The sequence below is a fragment of the Pseudomonas sp. 91RF genome, from assembly GCF_003576265.1.
GTDB classification, from domain to species: Bacteria; Pseudomonadota; Gammaproteobacteria; order Pseudomonadales; family Pseudomonadaceae; genus Aquipseudomonas; species Aquipseudomonas kribbensis.
In genome coordinates this window covers 229194-243714 of sequence record NZ_QWFC01000047.1, presented here as the reverse complement: position 1 = coordinate 243714, position 14521 = coordinate 229194, and the positions used below count along the sequence as shown (strand labels likewise).

General features: G+C 61.1%; 8 protein-coding genes. 5 read left to right on the top strand and 3 right to left on the bottom strand.

Going from position 1 to position 14521, the window contains the following annotated elements; genetic code table 11:
* Positions 1-206: 206 nt before the first annotated feature.
* A complete protein-coding gene (putA, locus tag DXT77_RS24370) occupies positions 207-4160 on the bottom strand; it encodes a trifunctional transcriptional regulator/proline dehydrogenase/L-glutamate gamma-semialdehyde dehydrogenase (RefSeq protein ID WP_119429500.1) in 3954 nt (1317 codons plus the stop codon).
* Positions 4161-4619: 459 nt separating this feature from the next.
* On the opposite strand from putA, the gene putP reads away from it, so the two are divergent.
* The 5 genes from putP to DXT77_RS24345 all read left to right on the top strand — a co-directional run bounded on the left by putP (position 4620) and on the right by DXT77_RS24345 (position 10771).
* On the top strand, positions 4620-6104 hold the full coding sequence (putP, locus tag DXT77_RS24365; protein WP_119429499.1) for a sodium/proline symporter PutP: 1485 nt from the start codon (positions 4620-4622) through the stop codon (positions 6102-6104).
* A gap of 353 nt (positions 6105-6457) precedes the next feature.
* Positions 6458-8473, top strand: a complete 2016-nt coding sequence (locus tag DXT77_RS24360) for a type VI secretion system tip protein VgrG (RefSeq protein ID WP_119429498.1) — start codon at positions 6458-6460, stop codon at positions 8471-8473.
* The gene (locus DXT77_RS24355) at positions 8418-9170 is read left to right on the top strand and encodes a DUF4123 domain-containing protein (protein WP_119429497.1); all 753 of its coding nucleotides are present in this window, start codon (positions 8418-8420) and stop codon (positions 9168-9170) included. The genes DXT77_RS24360 and DXT77_RS24355 overlap by 56 nt, the downstream gene beginning before the upstream one ends.
* A gap of 334 nt (positions 9171-9504) precedes the next feature.
* On the top strand, positions 9505-9825 hold the full coding sequence (locus DXT77_RS24350; protein WP_119429496.1) for a hypothetical protein: 321 nt from the start codon (positions 9505-9507) through the stop codon (positions 9823-9825).
* Between the two features lie 106 nt (positions 9826-9931).
* The gene (locus DXT77_RS24345) at positions 9932-10771 is read left to right on the top strand and encodes a 23S rRNA (adenine(2030)-N(6))-methyltransferase RlmJ (RefSeq protein ID WP_064382876.1); all 840 of its coding nucleotides are present in this window, start codon (positions 9932-9934) and stop codon (positions 10769-10771) included.
* Between the two features lie 49 nt (positions 10772-10820).
* On the opposite strand, the gene msrA is transcribed toward DXT77_RS24345, so the two are convergent.
* Both msrA and DXT77_RS24335 read right to left on the bottom strand, forming a co-directional pair.
* Positions 10821-11486: a peptide-methionine (S)-S-oxide reductase MsrA gene (gene msrA, locus DXT77_RS24340; protein ID WP_085732613.1), complete on the bottom strand. Its 666-nt coding sequence runs from the start codon at positions 11484-11486 to the stop codon at positions 10821-10823.
* A gap of 105 nt (positions 11487-11591) precedes the next feature.
* Entirely contained in the window at positions 11592-14288 is a 2697-nt protein-coding gene (locus DXT77_RS24335; protein ID WP_119429495.1) for a bifunctional diguanylate cyclase/phosphodiesterase, read from the bottom strand.
* Between the last annotated feature and the right edge of the window lie 233 nt (positions 14289-14521).

Here is a 14521-nt window from a genome sequence, read left to right as displayed (position 1 = left end):
GCTGAACAGGAAGATTGATAACGGTGATATTGGAGCCGAGCAGCGGCTTAACAAACACCACAAAACAAATGTGGGAGCGAGCCAGCTCGCGATGACGGCGGCACATCCAATAAAGATGTGACTGACAGGCCGCTATCGCGAGCAGGCTCGCTCCCACAGGGTTATGCACACCGTGCAGCCATCATGGCTGCACGGCTGATCGGGGTTTAGCCGATGGTCATCAGGCTGGCGTTACCACCCGCTGCTGCGGTGTTGACGCTCAACGCGCGCTCGATCACCAGGCGCTCCAGCGCAATGTTGGTCTCGCCCTGGGACAGGCCCTGAACCCCGACGATGGCGCCGGTACGCTTGGCGATCTGCTGGCAGACCGCCCGCAACTGGTCGGAATGGCCGTGATGCAGAACCGCATCGAACACCACGTCGTCCTTGTTCCAGTCGGAAACCAGTTTGATCCGCGCCTGAATCTCCTTCGGCAGGCGTGCGAACAATGCCTTGCTGGTGTCGGATTCCGGCCAGACCGCCGAACCGCCCACCGCCAGCACCGCAGCGAGCTGGGTCAGCAGATCACCTTCGATGTCCGCCAGGCACAGCACGTGCTCGCGTGGCAGGATCGCGTAGCTGTTCTTCTCGCCGGTCGGGCCGGCCAGCACGCGGGTGATACCGCTTTGCGACTGGGCTGCGTACTGCACGCACAGGGTGCTCAGGTCGGCAAACTTGTTGCTGTCGGCCCAGGCTTTCAGGGTAACCAGCGGTTTGCTCAGGGCATCGCGCAGACGAACATCCGGTGCCACGGCCGCATCACCGCGAGCGAAGGATTGTTCGATGGCGTCGGCAGGACGCGTCGACAGCAGGCGGTACAGGTACAGCGGACCACCAGCCTTCGGACCGGTACCCGACAGGCCTTCGCCACCGAACGGCTGGACGCCGACCACGGCACCGACGATGTTGCGGTTGACGTAGACGTTACCGGCGTTGACGTTGTCGATCACCTTGGCGATGGTCTCGTCGATGCGGGTGTGCACGCCGAGGGTCAGGCCGTAACCGGACGCATTGATCTGGGCGATCAACTGGTCGATTTCTTTACGCTTGTAGCGGACCACGTGCAGTACCGGGCCGAAGATCTCGCGTTGCAGCTCATCGAAGCTTTCCAGTTCGATCAGGGTCGGCATGACGAAGGTGCCGCGTTTGACTTCCTCGGCATCGGCGATGGCCACCTGGTACACGTTGCGACCTTTGTCGCGCATGCCCTGGATGTGCTTCTCGATGCCGGCCTTGGCTTCGGCGTCGATCACCGGGCCGATGTCCACGGACAGGCGCTCCGGGTTGCCGAGACGGCTTTCAGCCATCGCACCTTTAAGCATTTCGATGACGCGATCAGCGGAATCTTCCTGCAAGCACAGGACCCGCAGCGCCGAGCAACGCTGACCGGCGCTGTCGAAGGCCGAAGACACAACGTCGATCACTACCTGTTCGGTCAGTGCCGAAGAGTCGACGATCATCGCGTTCTGGCCGCCGGTTTCGGCGATCAACGGGATCGGGCGGCCCTGGTTGTCGAGACGACCGGCGATGTTGCGTTGCAGCAGGCGCGCAACTTCGGTGGAACCGGTGAACATCACGCCTTTGACGCGCTCGTCACCCACCAGGCCGGCACCGACGGTTTCACCGCGACCCGGCAGCAGTTGCAGCACGCCTTCCGGAATCCCGGCTTCGAGCAGCAGGCGTACGGCTTGTGCGGCGACCAGTGGAGTCTGTTCGGCCGGTTTGGCCAGCACCGGGTTACCGGCGGCCAGTGCGGCGGCAACCTGACCGCTGAAAATTGCCAGCGGGAAGTTCCACGGGCTGATGCAGACCACCGGGCCCAATGGGCGGTGGGCGTCGTTGCTGAAATCGTTGCGTGCCTGCACCGCGTAATAACGCAGGAAGTCGACGGCTTCGCGGACCTCGGCGATGGCGTTGGCGAAGGTCTTGCCGGCTTCGCGGGCCAGCAGGCCCATCAGCGGCTGGATCTCGCCTTCCATCAGGTCCGCGGCGCGTTCCAGAATCGCGGCGCGTTCGGCCGGCGGGGTGGCCTGCCAGATCGGTGCGGCGTTCAGGGCGCATTGAATGGCGTTGTCGACGTCTTCGACGGTAGCTTCCTGCACGTGGCCGACCACGTCACGCAGATCGGACGGGTTCAGCACTGGGGCCGGCGCTTCGTTGCTGGAAGCGCAACCGAGCATCGGCGCGGCTTTCCAGTTGTTGTGTGCGGTCGCCAGCAGGGCGCAGGACAGCGAAGCCAGACGATGTTCGTTGGCCATGTCGATGCCGCTGGAGTTGGCACGCTCGGAACCGTACAGGTCACGCGGCAGCGGAATGCGCGGGTGCGGCAGGCCGAAACCGCCTTCTACGGTTGCCATCTGCTCGATCTGCGCTACGGGATCGGCCACCAGTTCCTGGATCGAAATCGACTGGTCGGCGATACGGTTGACGAACGAGGTGTTGGCGCCGTTTTCCAGCAGACGACGTACGAGGTACGCCAGCAGGGTTTCGTGGGTGCCGACCGGAGCGTAGACGCGGCAAGGACGGTTCAGCTTGCCTTCGGAAACTTTGCCTACAACCTGCTCGTACAAAGGTTCGCCCATGCCGTGCAGGCACTGGAATTCGTACTGGCCCGGGTAATAGTTCTGACCGGCAATGTGATAAATCGCCGACAGGGTGTGGGCGTTGTGCGTGGCGAATTGCGGGTAGATGACTTCCGGTACCGACAGCAGTTTGCGGGCGCAGGCGATGTAGGAAACGTCGGTGTACACCTTGCGGGTGTAGACCGGATAGCCTTCCAGACCTTCGACCTGAGCGCGCTTGATTTCGCTGTCCCAGTACGCGCCTTTCACCAGACGGATCATCAGGCGATGACGGCTGCGGCGAGCCAGGTCGATCACGTAGTCGATCACGTACGGGCAACGCTTCTGGTAGGCCTGGATCACGAAACCGATGCCGTTCCAGCCGGTCAGTTGCGGCTCGAAGCACAGGCGCTCGAGCAGATCCAGCGACAGCTCCAGGCGGTCGGCTTCTTCGGCGTCGATGTTCAGGCCGATGTCGTATTGCTTGGCCAGCAGGGTCAGCGACAGCAGGCGCGGGTACAGCTCGTCCATCACACGCTCGTACTGGGCACGGCTGTAACGCGGGTGCAGGGCCGACAGCTTGATCGAGATGCCCGGGCCTTCATAAATCCCACGGCCGTGGGACGCTTTGCCGATCGAGTGAATGGCTTGTTCGTACGAGGCCAGGTACTTCTGGGCGTCGTGTTCGGTCAGCGCCGCTTCACCAAGCATGTCGTAGGAATAGCGGAAGCCCTTGGCTTCGAACTTGCTCGCGTTGGCCAGGGCTTCGGCGATGGTTTCGCCGGTCACGAACTGCTCACCCATCAGGCGCATGGCCATGTCGACGCCCTTGCGGATCATCGGCTCGCCGCTCTTGCCGATGATGCGGCTCAGGGAAGAAGTCAGGCCAGCTTCGTTGTGAGTCGAGACCAGTTTGCCGGTCAGCAGCAGACCCCAGGTCGCTGCGTTGACGAACAGCGAAGGGCTGTTGCCCAGGTGCGGTTGCCAGTTGCCGGTGCTGATCTTGTCGCGGATCAGCGCATCGCGAGTGCCTTTGTCCGGGATACGCAGCAGCGCTTCGGCCAGGCACATCAGCGCTACGCCTTCCTGGGACGACAGGGAAAATTCCTGCAGCAGGCCCTGAACAATGCCTGCACGACCGCCGGCACTCTTCTGGTTACGCAGTTTTTCCGCGATGTTGGCTGCAAGTTTGTTGGTGGCTTCGGCCATCGGCGCCGGCAGGCGAGCCTGCTCGATCAGCATCGGTACCACTTCCGGCTCAGGGCGGCGGTAGGCGGCGGTGATCGAGGCGCGCAGCACCGATTGCGGCAGGATGCTTTCGGCGAATTCGAGGAAACATTGGTGAGCGTGATCGGTGTGAACTTCGCCAGCCTCGTCGGCATCCTTGGCAGTCAAACCGTTCAGCTCGGTCAGGGTTGCACCACCCTCGAGTTTTTCCAGGTAATTGAAAATTGCCTGCTTGATCAGCCAGTGCGGCGTGCGATCAATCGAGGTTGCGGCGGCCTTCAGGCGCTCGCGGGTCGGGTCGTCAAGTTTGACCCCAAGGGTGGTGGTAGCCATATTTTTATCCTCATAGGTGCCGCAGTTGCGCGACAACAGCTGGCGGCAAGATTAGCTGCGAGCCGAAAGAGGTGCAACCGGGTGCAACCCTTTTTTTGTCGGAATATTCGGCAGCTTGTCAGGAATAAATTTCTGCTTCGCGATGATCGCTCTAGATAGGTGCTTTCAAGGTAGATGGTAGGGTGTTGCTGCGCCGCAACGGTGCAAAAACGGCGGTTTGCGGCCGAAAAAGCGACGTAGGTGCAACTAATTCTCAAGAAACTGGTTGCACCTGTTTTGCTTTGTTGCATAGGATTCGCGCCCAAGGTGCAACCGGGAGAACCCGGTTTACCGGCCAATGGCTTTCCTGGGGAAACATTGGTCATAAATGCGCGGCCGTGCGAATCGTCTGTCAGGCGTCAGTCTGCAAACGGTGCAACCGCCGCCGCTACATAAAAACAAAGCCAGGGCACGTACGTAATGAGCGCAAGCAATCCAACCCTGATCACGTTCGTGATCTACATCGCAGCAATGGTGCTGATCGGCTTCATGGCCTATCGCTCCACCAACAACCTTTCCGACTACATTCTGGGCGGCCGCAGCCTGGGCAGCGTGGTGACCGCATTGTCCGCCGGCGCTTCCGACATGAGCGGCTGGTTGCTGATGGGCCTGCCGGGCGCCATCTACATGTCCGGCCTGTCCGAAAGCTGGATCGCCATCGGCCTGATCGTCGGTGCCTACCTGAACTGGCTGTTCGTCGCCGGCCGTCTGCGTGTTCAAACCGAGCACAACGGCGATGCGCTGACCCTGCCGGACTACTTCGCCAGCCGTTTCGAAGATAAAAGCGGCCTGCTGCGGATCATTTCGGCAGTAGTGATTCTGGTGTTCTTCACCATCTACTGCGCTTCCGGCATTGTTGCCGGTGCCCGTCTGTTCGAAAGCACCTTCGGCATGTCCTACGAGACCGCGCTGTGGGCCGGTGCTGCGGCGACGATTGCCTACACCTTTGTCGGCGGTTTCCTCGCGGTGAGCTGGACCGATACCGTTCAAGCCACCCTGATGATCTTCGCCCTGATCCTGACGCCGATCATCGTTCTGCTGGCTACCGGTGGCGTGGACACCACGTTCCTGGCCATTGAGGCCAATGACCCGAGCAACTTCGACATGCTCAAGGGCACCACCTTCATCGGCATCATCTCGCTGATGGGCTGGGGGCTTGGCTACTTCGGCCAGCCGCACATCCTGGCGCGCTTCATGGCGGCTGACTCGGTGAAATCCATCGCCAACGCCCGTCGCATCTCCATGACCTGGATGATCCTGTGCCTGGGCGGCACCGTGGCCGTGGGCTTCTTCGGTATCGCTTACTTCTCGGCCAACCCGGACGTGGCAATGCCGGTGAGCGAAAACCACGAACGTGTGTTCATCGAACTGGCCAAGCTGCTGTTCAACCCGTGGATTGCCGGTGTCCTGCTGTCGGCCATTCTGGCTGCCGTGATGAGTACCCTGAGCTGCCAGTTGCTGGTGTGCTCGAGCGCCCTGACCGAAGACTTCTACAAGACTTTCCTGCGTAAATCCGCCTCGCAAGTCGAGCTGGTATGGGTCGGCCGCGCGATGGTGTTGCTGGTTGCACTGATCGCAATCGCGATGGCATCCAACCCGGACAACCGTGTGCTGGGTCTGGTCTCCTACGCCTGGGCCGGTTTCGGCGCTGCCTTCGGCCCGGTCGTGCTGATCTCGGTGATCTGGAAGAAAATGACCCGTGACGGCGCACTGGCCGGCATCCTGGTCGGCGCGATCACCGTGATCGTATGGAAGCACTTTGAAGTGCTGGGCCTGTACGAAATCATCCCGGGCTTCATCTTCGCCAGCCTGGCCATCTACTTGGTCAGCCTGATGGGCCAGCCAAGCACCGGCATGGTTCAGCGCTTCGAAGCGGCCGAGAAGGACTTCCATCTGAACAAGTGATGGGAATAAGCTGAGGCTCACAAAAGAACGGTCCGTTTCCTGCCAGGAAACGGGCCGTTTTTTATTGTCTGCGATTTATCGGGTTCACCTGAGCCACCTGTGGGAGCGAGCCTGCTCGCGATAGCGATTGAACATTCAAAGTTGATGGTGACTGACCCGACGCTATCGCGAGCAGGCTCGCTCCCACAGGGATTGGTGATATTTCTGAAAGAAATGTCTGTAGTTAGATGCGTTGATTGTTGAAGGTGAAATCGAAGTTTCTCGTAGGGAGAATCTGATTTTTCAGTCACCCAACCTGCACCCCTTGCCCCTCATGCAGAATCGCCCGCCCTCATACTGCAGAGAGACATCGGATGTTCGCGCCTGCCAATCAACCGCGTTTCACGTTGACCGTCGAAGGCGCCCAATTTGACCTCAAAGTCCTTGAGTTCACGGGCAAGGAAGCCATCAGCCAACCCTTTCGCTTCGACCTGGAGCTGGTCAGCGAACGGCCGGACCTGGACCTTGAAAGCCTGCTGCACTTTCAGGCGTTTCTGGGTTTTGATGACGACGGTTCCGGTATCCATGGTCAGATCTATCGGGTCGGGCAGGGCGATTCCGGCAAGCGTCTGACCCGCTATCACGTCAGTCTTGTTCCGCGTCTGGCCTATCTTGGCCACCGGATCAATCAGCGGATTTTCCAGCACCAAAGCGTTCCGCAGATCGTCACGCAGATCCTCAAGGATCACGCGATCCTGCGCGATGCCTTCGAATTTCGCCTCGGCAGCGACTACCCGCCCCGTGAATATTGTGTGCAGTACGCGGAGAGCGATCTGGCGTTCATTCAGCGCTTGTGTGCCGAGGTCGGCATACATTTCCACTTTCAGCACAGCCCGGACGGGCATCTATTGGTGTTCGGCGACGATCAAACGGTATTTCCGCGTCTGGCCGAACCGACGCTGTACCTCCCGGGCAGCGGCATGGCTGCGGCGGCCCCGGCGATCAAGCGCTTCACCGTCCGTGTGGAAACCCGCACCAGCGTGGTCACTCGCCGTGATTACGACTTCACCAAACCGCGCCTGTCGCTGCAGAGTCGGGTGGAAAGCGAACAGCGCCCGGTGCTGGAGGATTACCACTTTCCCGGCCAGTTCACCGAGCGCGAAACCGGCAAGCAATTGGCCCGGCGCACCCTTGAGCGACATGTCGCCGACTACCGTCAGGCCGAGGGGCGCAGCGATCAATCCGGCTTGGTCAGTGGACATTTCCTGCAACTGACCGGGCATCCACGCCAGGATTTGAATGACCTCTGGCTGCTGACCGTTATCGAGCATCATGGCCGACAGCCGCAAGTGCTGGAGGAATCGGTCACCAGCGATGGCGATGAATTCCAGGGTTACCGTAATACCTTTCTCGCCACGCCGTGGGACGTGTTCTTCCGTCCACCGATGGGCCCGGAAAAGCCACGGATGCTTGGTTATCAACCGGCCGTGGTTACCGGCCCGAAAGACAGTGAAATCCATTGCGACGAGTACGGCCGGGTCAAGGTGCAACTGGCCTGGGATCGCGACGGCGAACTCAACGAGCATTCCAGCTGCTGGCTGCGGGTCGCAAGCGGCTGGGCTCACGACCGTTATGGCAGCGTGCTGATTCCGCGGGTCGGCATGGAAGTGCTGGTGGGGTTCATCGATTCCGACGCCGATAAACCGCTGGTGATGGGTTGTCTGCCGAACGCCGCCACGCCGATGCCGCTCGATCTGCCGGCCGACAAGACCCGCAGCATTTTCCGTAGCCAGAGCAGTCCCGGCGGTGGGGGCTACAACGAACTGCGCATCGAGGATCGCAAAGGCGCGGAGGAAATCTACCTGCGGGCCCAGCGAAACTGGACGCAGCATGTGCTGAATGATCAGCAGCTTCAGGTCGACAACCAGCGCAGCGTCGTAGTGACCGGTCTCGCCAAACATGAACTCAAAGCTGATGAACAACGCATCACCCACGGCCAGCGCCAGACCGAAGTGAAGCAGGACGATCACCTCACAGTGACCGGCGACCGGCACATCCGCGTGAGCAATCAGGCGATCAACGCCAGTGCACAATTCCATGTCAGCGCCGGCCAGCAGGTGGTGATCGACGGCGGGGCGAGCGCGACGATTCAGGCGGGCGGGCAGTGGATCAATATCGGCCCCGGCGGGATCTTCAGCAGCGTGCCGATTGTGGTGGGTGGTGCGCCGATGGCGGCGATGAGCGCGGCGCCGACCGTGCCGGGGTTGCCGGAGAAACTGGCGGCGGCACCGGCTGCGATTCTGACTGCTGCGCAAATCATGAATCTTAAAGGAGATGCGCCGTTCTGCGAAGAATGCGAGCGCTGCAAGGAGGGTGTCTGTGCGGCCTGATCAATGGTTGAAGGATGAACCACTGAAAGCGACAGAGCAGTTGTTCGCGATTTTCAGCAGCGCCAGTGCGGTGGGTCCGCTGAAAGCCTGGCCACCGAATGCGCAGATGCCGAAACCGCTCTGGGCGCAAACGATTTATGCCGAGTGGGATGCGGTGATGCCCTATGTGGGAATCGTCGACGCGGGTAGTAAGTTTCTGGATTGGGTCGCGACCACCGAATCCCGCGACTGGGGCTGGCTGGCGGTCTCTTCGGCGGGGCTTGAGGCGGTGGTCGAGCACTTTCGCAGTTTGACTCAGGTGCTGATGCCGGACGGGAAAGCGGTGTTCTTCCGGTTTTGGGATGGGCGGTTTTTGTTGCCGATTCTTGAGTCTTCCGAGGTGGATGCCGGGCAATTGCTGCCGGTTCTCACGCGAGGCTTGATCAACGGTCAGGCCGTCGAGATCGGGGGCAGGGCGCAGGCCTCGGATCGGGATTTCCCTTGGTGGTCGGTGCCGGAAAAGCTGCTGGCGCAATTCGGCGATGATGTCCGGATCAGCAATGCCTTGCAGTGGTTGAGCGAGCAGCAACCAGCGTTGTTCGAGGCGTTTCCCGCCGATGTTTTGCGCTGCAAGGTCGTCAGGTTTTTTGCAGTTTCGGCGTCGGACGAATCGTCGGCTTCGGTATTGCTGGACTACTTGCGGGACGAGTCAGAGTGAAATTTCCGGGCAAAGGCTTCGGACGTTTCCTGCGAGTTGCGGCGGTTTTCGTGAACTGGTGGGCCCGGTGGTGCGGGGATAGTCTTTTGGCTGTCACTGCGAGAGTGGTGACAGGGCGTAGGAACCCTTGGAAAACTCACCGTGCATCAGCTCTGTCCTTTGATTGCGGCACCTGAACGTGCCCATGACATTGTTCGCGGCGGCTGTGCGCGGGAACGCTTCGGCGTGGCTGAGTTTGGTGGGTTCCTCAGCTTTCCTACTCTCGCGTACAGCTGCCACCCAAACCTGTAGGAAGGTCGTTGGCAGCCTCACTTGACCTGCCGAGGTGCAAAAAATGTCGACGTTAAAACCTGATCCACCCTACGAACCCTTCATCCCCCACCCAGACAACCGCCTCATGGCGCTGACCAGCAACTGCAACGATATGCCCACGTTGTTCATCGACACCCACGCCCCGCTCGATGTCCTGATGGACGCCGCCAACTACCGTATCCGCGCCGTAATCCAGGTCCTGGAAAACATGTGCATGCGCGGCTCGGTCGAATGCGACTCGGTCATCCTGAGCGACTTCGCCCAGCTCTGCGTGATTCCGTTGCGCGACGGCTGTGATGTGCTGGATGTGATTGGCAAACGCCTACACGCCATACCGTCCTGACTCGATCGTTCCCACGCTCTGCGTGGGAACAAACACCCACTCAGCCCCCAACCCCTGACTTGCCGCCCGGTAAAAGGTAAACTTCACGGCCCTCGCAGGAGCAGCCATGAATTATCGTCACGCCTTCCATGCCGGCAATCACGCCGATGTGTTCAAACACCTGACCTTGACCCGCCTCATCGCCCTGATGTCGCGCAAGGAGCAGCCGTTTGCCTATCTCGACAGCCACGCCGGCATCGGTCTGTATGACCTGCAGGGCGATCAGGCCAACCGTACCGGCGAGTACCTGGAAGGCATTGCACGCTTGTGGGACCAGCCGGATCTGCCGGCGCTGACCGCCGACTATATGAAAGTGCTGCACGAGATGAACCCGGACGGCCAGTTGCGCTACTACCCGGGTTCGCCGGAGCTGGCGCGGCGTCTGACCCGTTCTCAGGACCGGGTGTTGCTCAACGAGAAGCACCCGGAAGACGGCGTGCTGCTTAAGGACAACATGAAGGGCGACCGTCGTGTGGCGGTGCATCTGGGTGAGGGTTGGCATGTGGCGCGGGCGTTGCTGCCGGTGGCCGAGAAGCGTGCGGTGATGCTGATCGATCCGCCGTTCGAGAAACTCGACGAGATGCAGCGTTGCGCGGCGTCCTTGAAAGAGGCGATCTCGCGCATGCGCCAGACTGTGGCGGCCATCTGGTACCCGGTGAAGGACCAGCGCGCGCTACGTCGTTTCTATCAGGATCTGGCTGGCACCGGTGCGCCGAAGTTGCTGCGGGTCGAGTTGCTGGTGCATCCGCTGGACACGCCGAACAGCCTGAACGGCTCTGGCCTGGCGATTGCCAATCCGCCGTGGGGGCTGGAGGAAGAATTGCGTGAGCTGCTGCCGTGGTTGTCCAAGAAACTGGGCCAGACCCAGGGTGGATGGCAGATGGACTGGTTGATCGCCGAGAGCTGATCAACCGTCAATCGCTCCCACGCCAAGCGCGGGAGCGATCAAGGCGGGCTCAGTTACCTGCCAGACTCGGTGGCATGCAAACGCCAGTGCCGCCAATCCCGCAGTAGCCTTCCGGATTTTTCGCCAGGTACTGCTGGTGATAAGTCTCGGCGAAGTAAACGGTCGGCGCCTGTTCAATCTCGGTGCTGATTTCACCCAGGCCCGCCTTCGACAGCTCGGCCTGATAAACAGCCTTGCTCTTCAACGCCGCATCCAGTTGCTCCGGGTGGGTCGCGTAAATCACCGAACGGTACTGGGTGCCGATGTCGTTGCCCTGGCGCATGCCCTGCGTCGGGTTGTGCAATTCCCAGAACATTGCGAGCAGTTCTTCGTAGCTGACCTTGGCCTTGTCATACACCACCAGCACCACTTCAGCGTGGCCGGTCAGGCCCGAGCAGACTTCTTCGTAGGTCGGGTTCGGCGTGTAACCGCCGGCGTAACCGACCACGGTGCTGACCACACCTTCGCGCTGCCAGAAGCGGCGTTCCGCGCCCCAGAAGCAGCCCAGACCGAAAATCGCGAAGTCGACGTCCTGAAAGAACGGGCCCAGCAACGGCGTTTCGGTGAAAACAAAGTGTTTTTCAGGCAAGGCCATCGGGGTTTCACGGCCGGGCAGAGCTTGTTCTTTAGTCGGTAGCACGTTTTTGTTCACCAGAATTTCCGAGCGCAGAACCATGATCGTTCCTCTCAGTCAGGATGGGATGTAAATAAGCAGACCACCAGTGTGCCCAATGATGCCAAGTTAATCACCAGGCAAAGTGTGCGGATAGTGCTCGGTGGGTTACAGGCAGAGCGGGCCGCGCGGGTAGCGCTTGAGCGCCTGGATCAGCTCGCCGCCCGGAATCGGCCGGTCGAACAGGTAGCCCTGGCCGACGTCGCAGCGGTGGCGGCGCAGGAACGCCAGTTGCTCGGCGGTCTCGATGCCTTCGGCCACGACCTTGAGTTTCAGGTTGTGGGCCATGGCGATCACGGCGGAGGTGATTTCCATGTCGTCCTGGTTGTCCGGGATTTCATGGATGAAGCTGCGATCGATCTTGATGATGTCGATCGGGAATTTTTTCAGGTAACTGAGCGACGAGTAACCGGTGCCGAAGTCGTCCATGGCCAGGGTCAGGCCCAGGCGCTTGAGCTGGTCGAGCTGCAAGTGGGTGTCTTCGGTGGCTTCCAGCAGCAGACCTTCGGTCAGTTCCAGCTCCAACAGATTGGCCGGCAGGGCTTCTTCCTTGAGGATGTTGGCGATCGAGGCCACCAGATCCGGGTCGGAGAACTGCTTGGGCGACAGGTTGATCGCCACTTGCAGGTTGCCCATGCCGGCGGCGGTCAGCGCTTTGCTCATGCGGCAGGCCTGGCGGGCGATCCACTTGCCGATCGGAATGATCAGGCCGGTTTCTTCGGCGACGCTGATGAACTGGTCCGGGCGGATCATGCCGCGCTCCGGGTGATTCCAGCGCAGCAGCGCTTCCATGCCGAGCAGGCGACCGCTGCGCAGGCACAGCTTCGGCTGGTAGAACACGTCCAGCTCGTTCTGGGTCAGGGCGCGGCGCAGGTTGTTCTCGACGAACAGTTTGTAGCTGGCCTCGGCGTTCAGCGCTTCGGTGAACACCTGCACCTGATGTTTGCCGTTGGCCTTGGCCTTGTGCAGGGCGAGGCCGGCGTTACGCATCAGGGTCTGCGGGTCGCGGCCGTGCAGCGGCGCGCAGGCCAGGCCCACGGAGCCGGTGACGCTGATCAATTGGTTGTCGACGAACATCGGTTTGTCGAGGGTCATCAGCAACTGGCTGGCGATCTGTTGGCCGGCTTCGAGGTCGGTGTTGTCGAGCAGCACGGCGAATTCGTTACTGGCGAACCGCGCCAGGCTGCCGCTCGGGCTCAGGCTGTTGCGCAGGCGACGGGCCAGGCTGATCAACAGTTTGTCGCCGGTCTGGTGGCCGAGGCTGTCGTTGATGCGCTTGAAGTTGTCGATGTCCACCAGCAGCAGGCTGATCGGGGTATCGCTGTCTCGGGCGAAGCGTTCGTCCAGATTGCGGATAAATGCAGGCCGGTTGCCGAGGTTGGTCAGGTTGTCGGTGTACGCTAGGCGCTCGATGCGCTGCTGCGCCAGTTTGGTCTGGGTGATGTCTTCGTAGATGCCGATGTAGTGCGTCAGCTCACGGTTGTCGCCATAGACCTTGGAGATCGACAACTGCCCCCAGTAGGGTTCGAGGTTCTTGCGGCGGCTCTTGAACTCGCCCTGCCAGCTGTTGCTCTTGGCCAGCGCCGAGGGGGCGTCGAACAGCAGCTCGCTGAGGTTTTCCAGGGCCGGCAGTTCCGACAGGCGCTGGCCGTGGACTTCCTCGGTGGTGTACTGGGTGATCGCGGTGAAGCTCGGGTTGACGTATTCGACCACGCCGTCGCAGTTGACCAGCAAAAAGGCGTTGGCACTTTGCTCGACCGCACGCTGGAACAGGTGCAGGGCGCTGGTGGCGGTGCGGCGGTTGTGATTGTTGATGACCTGGGCGAACTGGTCGGCCAGTTCACCGGCAAAGGCGATTTCGTCGGACTGCCAGGCGCGGGTGACGCCGGTCTGCTCCAGGCACAGCACGCCGACCACCTGGCCATCGACACGGATGCTGGCGTCGAGCATGGCGTTGACGTCACGGGGGCGCAGCGCTTCGGCCATTTCCCGGGTACGCGGGTCGCGCATCGCGTTGTGCGCGTCGATGGCGCGGCTGCCGTGCAGCGCTTCCATGTAATCGGGGAAGCCGCTGACGTCGATCACGTCCGGCAGGATGTATTCCTGGGTGGCGCGGTGATAGGCCGAGATCGGCACCAGTTTCTGGCCTTCGAGGTTCCACAGGCTGGCGCAGTCGATTTCGTAGATATCGCAGGCGCAGCGGGTGATCAGCTCGGCGGCTTCCTGCAGGGAGTTCTGGCTGCTGTAGCGCTGGCGGGCCAGCAACAGGATCAGGTCCTGCTGGGCGCGCACCCGCTCGAGGTGCTGCAATTGCTCCTGCTGGGCGCGCTGGTTGAGCTCAAGGGCGATCTGCAGGCGCGAGTTCTGGGTTTCCAGGTCGACGGACGGCAGCGTTGGTGCCTCGTCAAATACGTCGTCGACGGCCAGCAGATAACCGCGCAACAAATGGCGGTTGTGCTGTTTGTAGGCTTCACCGAGTTCAAGAATGCTCAGCGCGCCGGCGGCGGTGTGCAGGGTGTAGCGCACCAGATAATGCGGGCTGTGGCCGAGTTGCTGCTGGATTGCGTCGTGCAGCTGATAACGCGCTTCGGGCTCCATCAGGCTGGCGTAGGGCGAGCCGACCAGTGCGCACAGCTCAACGGCGGGTTGACCGAACTGACGTTCGCAGTTGGGATCGAGAAACAGCATCGCCCAACTGGCTTCATTCAGGCGCTCGAAACGCAGCATGCCGAGCCGCGAGGGCACAGGCAACTGCGTCACTACCTCGGCCGCCATACGGCTGGCGGCATCGGGTTGGCTCTTCATGAAGGGAACTCGCTTGGAAATTTGCTGAACGCGCCGGGCTCTCGCCCTCTTTACTGTTGCCTGCGGCAAGGTTGCATCATTGCGGCACCGACTGACAAGAGACATGAAGGCCAAGTGCTATAAGAATATGTCGGCTGCGGCGGGCATTTCTCCAGCGGGTGGCGGAAAGTAATGCGCGATCGCCGGGAAAGTACCGTTCCAGAGCCATCGGGCAACCGGAACGGTAAAGCCGC

What these genes read in the sequence shown, in the direction of transcription:
- putP (WP_119429499.1), top strand. Translation starts at nt 4,620, where the DNA reads ATGAGCGCAAGCAATCCAACCCTGATCACGTTCGTGATCTACATCGCA.
- DXT77_RS24335 (WP_119429495.1), bottom strand. Translation starts at nt 14,288, where the DNA reads ATGAAGAGCCAACCCGATGCCGCCAGCCGTATGGCGGCCGAGGTAGTG.
- DXT77_RS24355 (WP_119429497.1), top strand. Translation starts at nt 8,418, where the DNA reads ATGCGCCGTTCTGCGAAGAATGCGAGCGCTGCAAGGAGGGTGTCTGTG.
- putA (WP_119429500.1), bottom strand. Translation starts at nt 4,160, where the DNA reads ATGGCTACCACCACCCTTGGGGTCAAACTTGACGACCCGACCCGCGAG.
- DXT77_RS24345 (WP_064382876.1), top strand. Translation starts at nt 9,932, where the DNA reads ATGAATTATCGTCACGCCTTCCATGCCGGCAATCACGCCGATGTGTTC.
- DXT77_RS24350 (WP_119429496.1), top strand. Translation starts at nt 9,505, where the DNA reads ATGTCGACGTTAAAACCTGATCCACCCTACGAACCCTTCATCCCCCAC.
- DXT77_RS24360 (WP_119429498.1), top strand. Translation starts at nt 6,458, where the DNA reads ATGTTCGCGCCTGCCAATCAACCGCGTTTCACGTTGACCGTCGAAGGC.
- msrA (WP_085732613.1), bottom strand. Translation starts at nt 11,486, where the DNA reads ATGGTTCTGCGCTCGGAAATTCTGGTGAACAAAAACGTGCTACCGACT.